The organism is Arthrobacter oryzae (genome assembly GCF_037911235.1).
Taxonomy (GTDB): Bacteria; Actinomycetota; Actinomycetes; order Actinomycetales; family Micrococcaceae; genus Arthrobacter; species Arthrobacter oryzae_E.
In genome coordinates, this window is record NZ_JBBLYW010000017.1 from 52,755 (window position 1) to 66,273 (window position 13,519).

Annotated in this window: 14 protein-coding genes; 5 read left to right on the forward strand and 9 right to left on the reverse strand. The window is 66.0% G+C overall.

All coding sequences use genetic code 11. The features are described from left to right. Window positions 1–5 precede the first annotated feature (5 nt). Window positions 6–434, forward strand: a complete 429-nt coding sequence (locus WMN78_RS05205; RefSeq protein ID WP_340532446.1) for a universal stress protein — start codon at window positions 6–8, stop codon at window positions 432–434. A gap of 12 nt (window positions 435–446) precedes the next feature. Here the strand turns inward: WMN78_RS05205 and WMN78_RS05210 are convergent, their stop codons facing one another. Beyond that, the gene (locus tag WMN78_RS05210) at window positions 447–2,030 is read right to left on the reverse strand and encodes an AMP-binding protein (protein ID WP_340532447.1); all 1,584 of its coding nucleotides are present in this window, start codon (window positions 2,028–2,030) and stop codon (window positions 447–449) included. A 229-nt stretch (window positions 2,031–2,259) separates the two neighbouring features. Between WMN78_RS05210 and WMN78_RS05215 the strand changes: the two genes are divergently transcribed. Further along, window positions 2,260–2,598 (forward strand): hypothetical protein, encoded by a 339-nt coding sequence (locus tag WMN78_RS05215; protein WP_340532448.1) that lies wholly within the window; start codon window positions 2,260–2,262, stop codon window positions 2,596–2,598. A 103-nt stretch (window positions 2,599–2,701) separates the two neighbouring features. On the opposite strand, the gene WMN78_RS05220 is transcribed toward WMN78_RS05215, so the two are convergent. The 4 genes from WMN78_RS05220 to WMN78_RS05235 form a co-directional block, all read right to left on the reverse strand. Further along, entirely contained in the window at window positions 2,702–4,195 is a 1,494-nt protein-coding gene (locus WMN78_RS05220) for a dihydrolipoamide acetyltransferase family protein (protein ID WP_340532449.1), read from the reverse strand. Between the two features lie 68 nt (window positions 4,196–4,263). Continuing rightward, window positions 4,264–5,244, reverse strand: coding sequence for an alpha-ketoacid dehydrogenase subunit beta (locus WMN78_RS05225; RefSeq protein ID WP_340532450.1), 981 nt, complete (start codon window positions 5,242–5,244; stop codon window positions 4,264–4,266). Beyond that, complete coding sequence (gene pdhA, locus WMN78_RS05230) at window positions 5,241–6,503, reverse strand: pyruvate dehydrogenase (acetyl-transferring) E1 component subunit alpha (RefSeq protein WP_340532451.1); 1,263 nt, start codon at window positions 6,501–6,503, stop codon at window positions 5,241–5,243. The genes WMN78_RS05225 and pdhA overlap by 4 nt, the downstream gene beginning before the upstream one ends. Window positions 6,504–6,653: 150 nt before the next feature. Beyond that, window positions 6,654–7,772 (reverse strand): histidinol-phosphate transaminase, encoded by a 1,119-nt coding sequence (locus WMN78_RS05235; protein WP_340532453.1) that lies wholly within the window; start codon window positions 7,770–7,772, stop codon window positions 6,654–6,656. Window positions 7,773–7,832: 60 nt separating this feature from the next. Between WMN78_RS05235 and WMN78_RS05240 the strand changes: the two genes are divergently transcribed. Next, window positions 7,833–8,258 carry a phage holin family protein gene (locus WMN78_RS05240; protein WP_340532454.1) on the forward strand — a complete coding sequence of 142 codons (426 nt, stop codon included), beginning with the start codon at window positions 7,833–7,835 and terminating at the stop codon, window positions 8,256–8,258. A gap of 5 nt (window positions 8,259–8,263) precedes the next feature. Here the strand turns inward: WMN78_RS05240 and WMN78_RS05245 are convergent, their stop codons facing one another. Together WMN78_RS05245 and WMN78_RS05250 are read right to left on the reverse strand one after the other, a co-directional pair. After that, window positions 8,264–9,691, reverse strand: a complete 1,428-nt coding sequence (locus WMN78_RS05245; RefSeq protein WP_340532455.1) for a hypothetical protein — start codon at window positions 9,689–9,691, stop codon at window positions 8,264–8,266. Next, a complete protein-coding gene (locus tag WMN78_RS05250) occupies window positions 9,691–9,996 on the reverse strand; it encodes a hypothetical protein (protein WP_340532456.1) in 306 nt (101 codons plus the stop codon). Before WMN78_RS05250 ends, WMN78_RS05245 begins: the two co-directional genes overlap by 1 nt. Window positions 9,997–10,189: 193 nt before the next feature. On the opposite strand from WMN78_RS05250, the gene purB reads away from it, so the two are divergent. Continuing rightward, the gene (purB, locus tag WMN78_RS05255; RefSeq protein ID WP_340532457.1) at window positions 10,190–11,632 is read left to right on the forward strand and encodes an adenylosuccinate lyase; all 1,443 of its coding nucleotides are present in this window, start codon (window positions 10,190–10,192) and stop codon (window positions 11,630–11,632) included. Then, complete coding sequence (locus WMN78_RS05260; protein ID WP_340532458.1) at window positions 11,629–12,300, forward strand: histidine phosphatase family protein; 672 nt, start codon at window positions 11,629–11,631, stop codon at window positions 12,298–12,300. The genes purB and WMN78_RS05260 overlap by 4 nt, the downstream gene beginning before the upstream one ends. On the opposite strand, the gene WMN78_RS05265 is transcribed toward WMN78_RS05260, so the two are convergent. Both WMN78_RS05265 and WMN78_RS05270 read right to left on the reverse strand, forming a co-directional pair. Beyond that, the gene (locus WMN78_RS05265) at window positions 12,297–13,184 is read right to left on the reverse strand and encodes a serine/threonine-protein kinase (protein WP_340532459.1); all 888 of its coding nucleotides are present in this window, start codon (window positions 13,182–13,184) and stop codon (window positions 12,297–12,299) included. The two genes, WMN78_RS05260 and WMN78_RS05265, sit on opposite strands and share 4 nt — an antisense overlap. Continuing rightward, the gene (locus WMN78_RS05270) at window positions 13,181–13,492 is read right to left on the reverse strand and encodes a hypothetical protein (RefSeq protein WP_340532461.1); all 312 of its coding nucleotides are present in this window, start codon (window positions 13,490–13,492) and stop codon (window positions 13,181–13,183) included. Before WMN78_RS05270 ends, WMN78_RS05265 begins: the two co-directional genes overlap by 4 nt. Between the last annotated feature and the right edge of the window lie 27 nt (window positions 13,493–13,519).

The window sequence follows — 13,519 nt, forward strand, 5'->3', positions numbered from 1 at the left end:
GGAGCATGACCGGAATAATTGTTGTCGGTGTTGACGGCAGCGAGACTGCAATGCGGGCCGCCGAAACGGCGCGGGGACTGGCCGCATCATTGGGGGCAACGCTCCACGTGGTCACAGCCTTCGATAGTGACCGCACCGAAGTGTACGGCAGCGGCAGCGACCGCTGGATTGTCTCCGACGCCGGGGACGCCGAGAAGGTGGCCAAGAACGTCGCGGCCCGGCTGAGCACGGAAGACCTCAAGGTCACCTACTCGGCAGCCCGCGGCAAACCGGCGGAAGCCCTCATCAAGGAAGCCGAGCGCTTCGACGCCCGCATGATCGTGGTGGGCAACCGCCGGATGCGCGGGCTTGGCCGGGTGCTGGGCAGCGTCGCCAACAGCGTGGCCCACAATGCGCCGTGCGACGTTTACATCGCCAAGACCGACGCCGACTAGGGCGTCCCAGGACTAGGGCGTCTTAAGCAGCCTGCGCAGAATCTTCCCGGAGGCGGACTTGGGCACGGCATCGATGAACTCCACTCGCCGGACCTTCTTGAAAGGTGCCACCTTGCCCGCAACGAAATCCATGACGCCGGCTTCGTCGAGCGACAGTCCCGCGTTGCCCGGCTGACGCACAACGAAAGCCAACGGGACTTCCTGGCCGTCGGCGTCGGGCGTCCCGATCACGGCGGCGTCCGCGATGCCGGGGTGCGTCAGCAGCAGGGCCTCCAATTCCGCAGGCGCGATCTGGTAGCCCTTGTATTTGATCAGTTCCTTGAGCCGGTCCACGATGGTCACCACGCCGTCGGCCCGGACTGTCGCGATGTCGCCGGTGTGCAGGAAACCGTCCGCGTCCAGGGTGTCTGCGGTTTCCTCCGGGCGGTTGAGGTAGCCGAGCATAACGTTCGGTCCCCGGCACAGCAGATGCCCCGGGGCGCTGGTGCCGTCCGCCGGGATGTCAATGTCCTCCCCCGTGGCAGGGTCCACCAGCCGGCATTCCATGTTGGGCACGGTGAAGCCCACCGAGCTCACCGGAACATCCGGGTCGTCCACCGGGATCAGGTGCGATACCGGGCTCATCTCCGTCATCCCGTAGCCCTGCAGCACCCGGCAGCGAAGACGTTCCGCAAGTGCCGCACCGAGCTCGCCGTCCAGCGGCGCGGCGCCCGAGAGCGTGGTGTGGACCGAGCTGAGATCGTACTCGGCAACGAGGGGGTGCTTGGACAGTGCCACGGCCACCGGCGGGGCGATAAACAGGTAGGTGCACTTGTGGTCCTGGATGATGCGGAGGAACTCGGCAAGATCGAAGCGGGGCATGGTGACCAGGCAGGCCCGTTCCCGGAGGGCCAGGTTCAGCAGGACGGTCAGCCCGTAGATGTGGAAGAACGGCAGCAGGGCGAGCAGTCTGTCCTGGTCCGTCACCTTCAGCAGCCCCCGGGATTGTTCCACGTTGGCCACGAGGTTGCGGTGGCTGAGCTTGACGCCTTTGGGCCGCCCGGTGGTCCCGGATGAATACGGCAGAACCGCCACATGGGTCGCCGGGTCCAGGGAAAAAACCGGGACCGGTGCACCGGCGGTGAGCAGGTCCTTCAGCGAAGGGTGACCCGGGGCGCCGTCGAGCACCACCAGCCGATCCGCCGGAATTCCGGCGCGTTCGGCGGCCTCCTCGGCCGCAGGCAGCAGCGCGGACACCGTGAACAGCCAGCCGGCGCAGGCGTCCCGCAGCTGATGCGTCAGTTCATCGGCGGTGTAGAGCGAGTTGACGGTGGTGACGGTGGCGCCGGCGCGGAGCAGGCCGTGGAACACGGAAGCGAACGCCGGGATATTGGGGCAGAGGATGGCGGCAACGCCGTGCGGGCCCAATCCGCGTTCGGACACGGCCCCCGCTACCGCGTCGATCTGCTCCAGCAGCTGCCTGTAGGTTGTTCCCGCGCCGCTCGCGCCGTCCACGACGGCGGTTCGGTCCAGGTCCGCTTCCGTGAGGCCGCCGAAGAGGTACTCGTAAATGCTCTGGTCCGGAATGACCACGTCCGGGAAAGGGCTTGAAAACACGCAACATCTCCTTTGATCTGCTCCAGCAGCTGGCGGCGGGTGGCGGCGGCAGCTGGTGCAACTCTAGTTCGGCGTGTCAAGGAGGGAGCGTCCCCGGCTTGACCGGCGTCACTCCCCCGGGTGGGCAGTCTCACCCGTTTTTCGGCGGAATCACGCGGTTTGCACCGATAAAATTAGAGGGTGCTCGATGGTGCGGACATCCGAGTACCGACGACTTCAGGGGAATAATATGCTGACGCTTCAGCGCCGCCAGCTGGTAGGCCACGACATCCTTCTTGCCCGCCACGGCAACCACATCAGCACGATGCGTGTGGACCGGGCCAACGACCGGGTGATCGCGTTCCTCGACGACGGTTCCACCGACACCGCCCCCAACCTGATTGCGCCCGGCCTGAACCTGCCGGAAACCATCCGCAGCGTCATGCGCGATGACTGGAAATTCTTCGCAGTCGTCACAGCCTGCGTCACCGGCTTTTCCGGCGCGATGATCGCTGCGGCAGTGGGCCTGAGCGGAATGACGGCCGATCCCGGCCTCGCCCAGATGCTCTCGAACTACCCCGCCTACTAGGCCGCCCCCTTCGGCTGGCACAACAGACGCAAAAGGAACCCCGTCGCTGACAGCGGCGGGGTTCCCTTGGTTTCTGCTCCGGCTTGGTCCTGCTCGCAGGGGCCTAATCCAGCAGGAGGGCTGGCTCCTCAAGGATCGCCGCGACATCGGCCATGAAGCGGGCAGACAGGTCGCCGTCCACCACCCGGTGGTCGAACGACCCGCCCAGGGTGGTAATCCAGCGCGGAATGACCTCGCCGTCCAGGACCCACGGCTTCTGCTTGATGGTGCCGAAGGCCACGATCGCCACCTCACCCGGGTTGATGATCGGTGTGCCGGTGTCGATGCCCAGGGCGCCGATGTTGGTGACCGTCAAGGTGCCGCCCTGCATCTGGGCAGGCTGGGTCTTTCCGGCGCGGGCCGTGATGGCCAGGTCATTGAGCGCCAGGGCCAGCTCCTTGAGCGAGAGGTCCTGGGCATTCTTGATGTTGGGCACCATCAGGCCGCGCGGCGTTGCCGCCGCGATGCCAAGGTTCATGAAGTGCTTGACGTGGATCTCGGCCGAATCGCTGCCGTCGGCACTGTCCACCCATGTGGCGTTAACGCTGGGGTTGCGGGCGGCAGCCCAGATCACGGCCTTGGCCAGGATCAGCAGCGGCGAGACCTTGATGCCCTCGAAGTCGCGCGAGACCTTGAGCCGCTTGACGAACTCCATGGTGCGGCTGGCGTCGACATCCACGAAGATGCTCACGTGCGGTGCGGCGAACGCGGACTCCACCATGGCCCTGGCGGTGGCCTTGCGGACTCCCTTCACTGGAATCCGCTCGATCCGCTGTTCCTGCGGCCGGCCGGACCTGCCCCAGAAGGTGTCCGCCTTGTCCACTTCGGCGTCGCGCTGGGCCTGATAGCTGACCAGGTCCTCGCGGGTAACTTCGCCGCGCGCGCCGGTGGGCACCACGTCAGCGAGGTCGATCCCTAGATCCCGGGCGATCTTCCGCACCGGAGGTTTGGCCAGGACCCGGTTCACCAGGCCGCTGATGGTGCCGCCAAGCGTAGGCCGTCCCGCAGCTTCCCCGGGGGCCGCGGCGACGTCCCCGGCGTCGGCCGTGGACGGCGCGCCGGCGCTGATCCAGATGCCCTGCGTCTCGACAGGCTCCACCACCGGAACGAGCCCGATCACTGCTGAAGGAGTTGCCGCCGACGCCGCCGGCTCCGCACGGGAAGGTGATGACTTGCGCGGGCGGCGCTTGACGGCGTCGGCCTTGGGACCCGACCCCACCAAGGGGGCCGCAGCCGTGCCGGGAGCTGGCTGAGCCGGCGCCGCTGCTGCGGGGGCTGGCGGAACGGGCGCATCCGCGGGCGTAGGATCACCGGTCACGGTGTCGCTCACGCTGATGATCGGTGTGCCGACGTCGACCGTCACGCCCGTGGGGACGAGCAGCTCGGTGACCGTGCCCGCAAACGGGGACGGCAGCTCCACGAGGGACTTGGCGGTTTCGATTTCGCACAGGATGTCGTTGACCGCGACGCTGTCGCCGGGCTTGACGTTCCACGAAACGATCTCGGCCTCGGTGAGTCCTTCGCCCACATCGGGGAGGTTGAACTTGTTTACAGTCATGGGGTCCTCGGTTTGGAAGGCGTCGGTTTGGCAACGGCCGTCAGTAGGGAGTCTTCAGAACGCGGTTGTCAGTAGGCAAGGGCGCGGTCCAGCGCCTCGAGGATGCGGTCGATGTCCGGCAGGTAGTCCTCTTCCACCTTGGCCACGGGGTAGGGCATGTGGAAGCCGCCCACCCGGATCACCGGGGCTTCGAGGGACAGGAACGCCCGTTCGCTGACGCGGGCCGCAATTTCGCCGCCGATGCCGCCGAATGTCGGTGCCTCATGGGCCACGATGAGCCGGCCCGTCTTCTTGACGGAGTCCGTGACGGTGTCGAAATCGATCGGCGAGATGGATCGCAGGTCGATCACCTCTACGCTGCGGCCGTCCTCGGCGGCGGCGCTGGCAGCGGCCAGGGCAACCGGCACCAGCGGGCCGTAAGCCACCACGGTGGCGTCTGTGCCTTCGCGCAGGACATGGGCCTTGAACGGGTCACCCGAGGGGCCGGGCGATTCGGTATCGACCCCGCCTTTGAGCCAATAGCGCCGCTTCGGTTCGAAGACGATCACGGGGTCCTGGCAGTCGACGGCCTGCTGGATCATCCAGTAGGCGTCGTGCGGGTTGGACGGGGTGATGATGCGCAGTCCGGCGGTGTGGGCGAACAGCGCTTCCGGGGACTCCGAGTGGTGTTCGATGGAACCTATGCCGCCGCCGTACGGGATACGGATGACAACGGGCACCGTGAGGTTGCCGTTGCTGCGCGAGTGCATCTTGGCCAGCTGGGTGGTGATCTGGTTGAAGCCCGGGAAAACGAAGCCGTCGAACTGGATTTCGCAGACCGGCAGGTAGCCGCTGAGGGCAAGTCCGATCGCTGTGCCGATGATCCCGGACTCTGCCAGCGGAGTGTCCACCACGCGGTCGGGGCCGAATTCGCCGATCAGTCCGTCGGTGACCCGGTAGACACCGCCGAGCGGACCGATGTCCTCCCCCATGAGCAGCGTACGGGGGTTGTTGTTCAGCGTTGCGCGGAGGCCTTCATTGATGGCCTTGGCGATGGTCATGGTGGTCATCGGTTGGCTGCCCCGTCTGTCTTTGCCTCGGCGGCGTTTGCCTCTACTGTCTCTGATTCGTCAGCAAATCCTGCACTGTATTCCTCAAACCAGGCCAGTTCTTCGGCCACCAGCGGGTGGGCCTCGGCATAGGTATTGGCGAACGCCGTGCGGATGTCCGGGGTTTCGAGGTCGTGGGTGGTCTTGCGGACATACGCGGCGAGCTCATCGCCGTCGGCCTTGACCTTGGCGAAGAAGGCGTCGTCAGCCAGTCCCTCGGCCCGGAGGTACTTCTCGAGACGTTCGAGGGGGTCCTTCGCCCGCCACTGCGCCTCTTCTTCGGAGCCGCGGTATTTCGTGGGATCGTCGGCGGTGGTGTGGGCACCCACCCGGTACGTGAAGGCCTCGATCAGCACCGGGCTCTTTCCTTCACGGGCGCGTTCCAGGGCCCACTCCGTCACGGCGTGGACCGCTATGACGTCGTTGCCGTCCACGCGGATGCCCGGGAAGCCGTAGCCCTTGGCGCGGTCGGCCAGCGGGACGCGGGTTTGCACGGTGCTGGGCACTGAGATGGCCCAGTGGTTGTTCTGGCAGAAGAAGACCACCGGCGCGTTGTATGACGAGGCGAACACCATGGACTCGTGAACGTCGCCTTCGGAGCTGGCGCCGTCGCCGAAGTAAACCATGACGGCGGCCTTCGCCTCCTGCGGCTGGCCCGGGGTGGCGTTGGCGGCCGCAAGCTTCTGGTCCCGCTGGATGCCCATGGCGTAGCCGACGGCATGCGGGGTCTGCGCCGCCAGGACCAGGGTATACAAATGGAAGTTGGTGTCCTTCGGATTCCAGCCACCGTTGGAGACACCGCGGAACTGGCGCAGCAACTCGGCCAGGTCAACGTTGCGCGTCAGGGCGACACCGTGCTCGCGGTAGGTGGGGAAAATGTAGTCCTGCGGCTGGCTGGCCCGTCCCGAACCGATCTGGGCCGCCTCTTGGCCGGTCAGGGGAACCCACAGGGCCAGCTGGCCCTGCCTCTGGAGCGCGGTCGCCTCCTGGTCAAACCGCCGGATGGCGGCCATGTCCGCGTAGAAGCCCCGCAGCTTTTCGGCGTCGAGCCGCCGGGCGTAGGGCGAGAAAACCGGGTCCTCGCCCAGGGCGCCGTCCGGCCCCAGAAGCTGGACCATCCGGGCGGGAGGTTCACCCAGTGCGGCCTCGGCTTCCGCCTCGAGCTGATCGTCTACCCCGGTTCCGTCGAACTCGGTAGCGGGCAGATGTGTGGCGCCCATACCGTCTCCTTGCTTGCCGCTCATCAATAGCGTCGCAATCTCGCTGGGATATATGCCGAATCGGGAATACATTCCTGATCCGGCATATATTTTGGCTTACTGTCCCTTACTTTATCCGCAGTAGGCGGAGGCCGGGGGTTATGTTAAGCGCTAGGAACGCCGTGGCGGCTTTGTATAGTCCGCACAGAGCTCGAGGAAACGGGTGTTCGCTTCCGCCTCGCCGATGCTCACCCGGACGCCCTCATTGCCGAATGCCCTCACGGACAGGGCGCGTTCTCCCGCCAACGCTGCGAATTCCGCACTGTTTTCGCCCAGATCGAGCCACACGAAGTTGCCTTGGGCGACCGGAACGAACCAGCCGAGGTCGCGCAGTCCGGCCGTGACGCGGTCGCGCTCATCCACCAGGCTTTGTACCCTTTCTACAACCTGGCTGAAGTTCTGCAGGGAAGTGACAGCTGCCCGCTCGGCGATCTGGGATACGGCGAAAGGCGTGGCAGCTACTCGTAGATGCTGCGTGAGGTCCGGGTTGGAGACGCTGTAGCCAACGCGAAGGCCGGCCAGCCCGTGGGCCTTCGAGAACGTGCGCAGAACCACCACGTTCGGATATTTCCGGTACATCTCGATCCCGTCCACGGCGTGCGGGGCGCGCACGAACTCCTGGTAGGCCTCATCAATGACGATGACGACATCCGAGGGGACGGACCGGATGAACCGTTCGGTTTCTTCGGATTCCAGGATGGGTCCGGTGGGATTGTTGGGCGTGCACAGCAGGATGACTTTGGTCCGCGCGGTTACGGCCGCTGCCATGGCATCAAGATCGTGGCGGCCGTCGGCTGTAAGCGGGATCCTGACACTCTCGGCTCCGGTGAGCCCTACGCAGATGGGGTAGGCCTCAAAAGAACGCCAGGCGTAGATGACTTCGTCGGCCTTGCCGTCGTCATTCTGTCCGGCGAAGGTCACAAGCAGTTGGTTCAGTGCCCCCAGGCTGCCCGCACCGGTGACGATGTCTTCGGCCGGAACCTGCAGGAAATCGGAGAGCGCCCCCCGGAGCTTGCTGCTCAGGGGATCGGGGTAGCGGTTGAAGTCCGTCTGGTCCGCGATGGCCTGCAACACTGCAGGGATGGGCGGAAGCGGGTTCTCGTTGGATGACAGCTTGTAACTGGCAAGGCCCTCGACTGCAGCGGGAGGCTTGCCGGCAGCATAGCGCGGAAGCCTGTCCACGACCGGGCGGGGCCTGATTCCCCCGGCGGGGTTCTCTGGTGAAGTCATGCCAACTAGCCTACTTCTCCGCTCCTGCCGCTTTCCTTTCCCGTGTGAAAGCATGGGGCCATGTTTTCTTTCATCGTGCGGGTTCTCATCAACGGACTTGCTCTCTGGATTGCCAGCTGGATCCTGCCCGGCCTGGACATCTCCACTACCGCGACGACGGAAGCCGTTGCCCAGGGCGGCGTTACGCAGGGAACCGATCCGCTGGGCATAGTTCTTGCCTACCTGTTCATTGGCCTGATCTTCGGCCTGGTCAATGCCCTGGTGCGGCCAATCGTTAGCCTGCTGTCCCTGCCAATCACCATCCTGACGCTTGGGCTGTTCACCATCGTCATCAATGCGGCGATGCTGTACCTGACCTCGTGGCTGAGCAGCTACACCCCCGTCCACTTCACCATCGATTCCTTCTTCTGGACCGCGCTGCTTGCAGCCATCATCATCACGGTGGTTTCCCTTGTGGCCGGCAAGATTACCGGCGTCCGCCGGTAGGGCGGCTAGCGTGCAACCCAACGGGCCGCACCCGACGACGGCGAGCCCGGCTGACGGGCGGTCGTAACCTGCGGCTCACGGTGCACGGCGAAACGAGTGGCTGTCCCTGCACCGCCGGCACCCAGAACGCCCGCCAGGACTGCCGTATTCGCGACCAGTGAGGGGTCTACACTCGCCGACACGGCCCTGGCCCCCTCCTCGTAATTTTCCAGGTTGTGGCCGGGTCCGAGCCCGGGGTCTTTGCCGTCGGGCGTGACCACCCTGTCCGTTAAGGTGACGGTGACCCTGTCCCGGGTGTCCGCGTTCGGAATTCCGTCGCTGCCGGGGACCCAGTCCTGGCGGTGTTCGAGGTGGAGGGACGTGATTCCGGCTGCCGGGGTAATCCCGCCCACCGGTGAACCTGCTGTCAGTACATATTTCAAGTCGAATTCGGCGAGGAACGCCTTGTCGCTGCTGAGGTTCATCGCATGAGCGCCGCCCTGGCTGTAGCCCACGGCCACTACCTGGTCACCCTTGGAGGCCCCGGCCTGGTGCAAGGCCGAAGTTACAGCGGCATTGAGCTGCTCCGAGCCGTATCCCAATGCCTCGACAATTCCTGCCTTATCCAGCGGGTTCACTCCGCCGGGCGGATCCGTGGGCTGCGTGCCGGGGACAATGACGATGAATGCCTTGCGCCCGCCGTTCTCGACCTGAACCACTTCTATTGTTCCGTGCCCGGCCGCATCCAGCTCCCGGAGCCGGGCGAGCAGGCCCGCCGGGGAGGTGTCTACGTCGACGTCGCGCGTCAGTTCCTCCACCGCGGTGACCGGCCGGGGTTTCAACTGCGGGAGATAGTTCTCCGCCAACCGGCGAAGGACGGGACCCGCTGCTGACATGTACCGCCCTGCGGCCAGCTCTGCGGCCATGGCCCGGGCGAGGTCCTCCTTCGCAATCGTGGTCAGCAGCCCGATTGACACCGGCAGCGCGAGGGCCTCCGCTGCATCACGGCTGGGGTAATTTGCCTGGGTAAGATCCACGAACAACAAGGGCAGGAACGACCACCCGTCCTGCGGAAGCCGGAACCCCGCGGCCGAAAGGGCCTCCGCCCTTTCGTAGTCGCCGTGGCTTGCGCGGACCTGGTCGCTGAGGTGCTGGAGGTCTTCCCTGACGGCACGTACTGATTGGCCACCTTCACCCACCGCGATAAGTGCTGCTGTTCCGCTGGGGCGCGGATCGTACTGGTAGGGACAAAGCTCTTCCCAGATCCGCCACACTCCGATCTCGACGGCGGCAAGTTCGTCAGCCATGCCGTTCAGCTCGGCCACACCCGCCATGAGTTCCTCCAACTGGAAGCGGATTCCGCCCACACCGCCGCGGATCCGCATATTCCCGTCAGTTGCCAGTTCCAGCGGCCCCAGCTCGCCGCCGCCTCCGGACGGTGTGGCCTCGGCCATCAGTAGCCTCCGCCCGGCGTCCGCTGTGATGAGACGGGGACCTGCTGTGAATGGCGGAGCACCGCCTCGGAGGCCGCCATGAGCCGCTCCCGCGCGCGGCCCAGGGCAGCCGCCTGCAGGGAGACGGCAGTACGGTAGGCCTGCCCGGCAGGCGACTGCCACTCCGACAGCTCAACCCCGCGGAACCTGAGCATCGAGGCATCGAGGCGGTAGGCGAACTCTGCAACCCGCCAGGCCAACTGCTGCACCTCGAAGCTCCGCGAAGCGCACGCGTTGGCATCTGCCACAGTGAAACTGCCGCTCATTCGACTCTCCTGACTGTATTTGTCTGGGCCTGTTTGGTGATGACGACGCTACGTAGCGGGACTGCCTCTCCGGAACCGCCGCCGTCGGCTATGTGGACAACGAAAGGCCCCCCGGGAGCCTCCGGCCTGGTGAGGAAAAGTCACACGGACCCCGCGCTTAAGGGGCGGCGCGACTTCGTGAAAGAATCAGGGCATGCCTGAAACTGCCGCCACAGCTGACACCCGTACGCCTTCCGGACGCCTGGCGCTTGCCGCGTCGCCGGACAAGATTGCCCTCGGCCCGCTGGACGGCCGCTACCAGTCCGCCGTCGCTCCCCTGGTGGATTACCTGTCCGAAGCTGCCCTGAACCGTGACCGTGTGGCCGTGGAAGTTGAATGGCTCATCCACCTGACCAGCAACAGCGTGCTTCCGGGCGCCGGCCCGCTGACGCAGGATCAGCAGGACCAGCTCCGTGCGATTGTCACGGAATTCGACGCCGCATCGGTCACCGAGCTGGCCGACATCGAGGCCGTGACGGTGCACGACGTCAAAGCTGTGGAGTACTACATCGGCCGCAGGCTCCCGGCCATCGGCATTGAGCGGCTGACCGCCATGGTGCACTTCGGCTGCACCTCGGAAGACATCAACAACCTTTCCTACGCCCTGGGCGTCAAGGGTGCTGTGGAGGATGTGTGGCTGCCCGCCGCCCGCGCCCTGGTCGCCCAGATCAGCAAGATGGCCGACGACAACCGCAGTGTGCCCATGCTCTCCCGCACGCATGGCCAGCCCGCCACCCCCACCACGCTGGGCAAGGAACTGGCCGTCATCGCCCACCGCCTGACCCGCCAGCTGGACCGCATTGGCGCGACTGAATACCTGGGCAAGATCAACGGGGCCACCGGCACGTACGCCGCCCATGTGGCCTCTGTCCCGGGCGCTGACTGGCAGCAGGTCGCGAGGTCTTTCGTCGAAGGCCTGGGCCTGACCTGGAACCCGCTGACCACCCAGATCGAAAGCCACGACTGGCAGGCAGAGCTATACGCCGACGTCGCCCGATTCAACCGGATCCTGCACAACGTGTGCACGGACATCTGGAGCTACATCTCCATCGGCTACTTCGCGCAGATCCCGGTGGCGGGCGCCACGGGTTCCTCCACCATGCCGCACAAGGTCAACCCGATCCGCTTCGAGAACGCCGAGGCCAACCTGGAAATCTCCTCCGGCCTGCTGGACGTCCTCGGTTCCACGCTGGTGACCTCCCGCTGGCAGCGCGACCTCACCGACTCCTCCAGCCAGCGCAACATCGGCGTGGCGTTCGGCCACTCCCTCCTGGCCATCTCCAACGTGGCCAAAGGCCTGGAGCGCCTGGACGTGGCCGAGGACGTCCTGGCGGCCGACCTTGACACCAACTGGGAGGTTCTGGGCGAGGCCATCCAGATGGTGATGCGCGCCGAGGCGATTGCCGGCGTCGAAGGGATGGAAAACCCCTACGAGCGGCTCAAGGACCTGACGCGCGGACAGCGCGTTGATGCGGCCCGGATGCAGGAGTTCGTGCAAAGCCTCGGCCTCTCCGCGGAGGCCGAAGCCCGGCTGCTGGCCCTGACTCCGGGCAAGTACACGGGCATCGCGGACCAGCTGGTGGACCACCTCAAGTGAGGCTCCTGCTCATCCGCCATGGCCAGACCCCCGGCAACGTCCTGGGCCAGCTGGACACCGCGCACCCGGGGCCGGGACTGACGGAACTCGGCGAACACCAGGCGGAGGCACTGTCCCGCGCCCTGGCGAATGAGCGGATCCACACGCTTTACGCCTCCACCCTGGTCCGGACCCAGATCACCGCTGCGCCGCTTGCCCGGCTGCACGGGCTGGACACCGAGGTCATTCAAGGCATCCACGAGATCGAAGCCGGAGCGCTTGAAAAGCTGACAGACCACGAATCGCACAAACGATACTTGGGCACCATCTTTTCCTGGGCCGACGGCGACCTGGACCGGCGGATGCCTGCGGGCCCCAGTGGACGGGACTTCTTCGGCCGTTATGACGCCGCGATCGCCGCGGTGGCGGAACGGGCAAACGGAATCGGGGACTCCGGGGCGGTTGCCGTGGTCAGCCACGGTGCTGCGATCCGGGTGTGGGCAGGGCTGCGGGCAGTCAATATCGAACCGGACTTTGCCTCAAAGCACGTTCTGAACAACACCGGCATTGTGGCGCTGGAAGGCGATCCCGACGACGGCTGGAAGCTCATCCACTGGGACGACAGCCCGGTGGGCGGGCTGACCTTGGCCGACCCCACCGCCGGAGATCCCACGGGCAGGCCGGCCTAGCAGTAGCTGCCCGAGCGTGCGGCAACGCGCCGGCGAAGCGGATGTGGCCGCTGCAGCAGCATGGCGGCCTCAGCCGTGGCCTCCAGCGCCGTCGGGCGGTCGGCCGCGTGCATGGCCGTCATCGATGTCAGCAGCGATTCCCATGGCGCGCCGAGATGCCGGGGCACGGCAGCGCTCCGCTGAGTCCTTGCGATGAGGGACTCGATGGCAGTCCCGGGAAAAGCTTTGACTCCCGTAAGGCATTCGAGCAGCACCAGGCCCAGGGCATAGATGTCATCCGCCGGCCGGACCATCCCGCCGCCGGCCTGCTCCGGGCTCATGTACTGCACCGTGCCGGACGACGTCCCCGCCTCGGGCTTGGTCCCCGCGGGCGCGGCTATGCCGAAGTCGACAATCCGGACGGGACATTTGCGCAGATGGCTGAGCAGCAGGTTTCCAGGCTTGATGTCGCGGTGCACAATCCCGCGAGCATGGAGATGCCGCAACCCGGACAGGAGCCCCACCGCCCACGGCGCGACTTCATCTCCGGGGGTGGGACCCGAGCGAATCCTCTCCGCCAGGCTGCTTCCGTACACCAGTTCCTGTACGAGGAAGGCGCGGCCCGCCCACTGAGAGTCCCGTGCTGCAGTTCCCTGATCAATGAACCTCACGAGTGCCGGGTGCCGCACCCCCGCCATCAGAGCGGCTTCAGCAGCTAGCCGCTCCCGGTGCCGGTCATCCGCGAGTGCAGCCACTTTGATGGCGACGGGACGGCCATCCCGCCGGTCGGCACCACGGAACACCTCGGCAGTGGCGCCGATGCCGATACGCTCATTGAGGAGGTAGCGCGCGACCGAATGTTCATCCCATATTTCCCGGAACTGAGGCGCGTCCCTCCCCGTCACGATTGGCTGACATCGGCCAGCAGGCCGGCGGCGGGCACCACGTTGACCCAGGAGTCCAGCTGGAATCCGCAAAAGCACCGCCACACGTCGGGCAAGTCAACCAAGGCTTCGCCAGCATCGTAGGAATACGCGGCCATGGTCCGCGCGGCGGGCGTGGACCACTCCATGGCAACGCCGCAGTGTTCGGGCGGATAGCCCGCTGTGCCGGTCCCGTCGGAGAGAGGGCCGTACTCCAGCCGGGAACCGTAGGGCGCCACCGCCAGCCAGGTCCGCTGGTCCTGCCCGTCAATCCCGGTAACAGCCACCAAGTGAACGCAACTCCTTATGCCGACCAT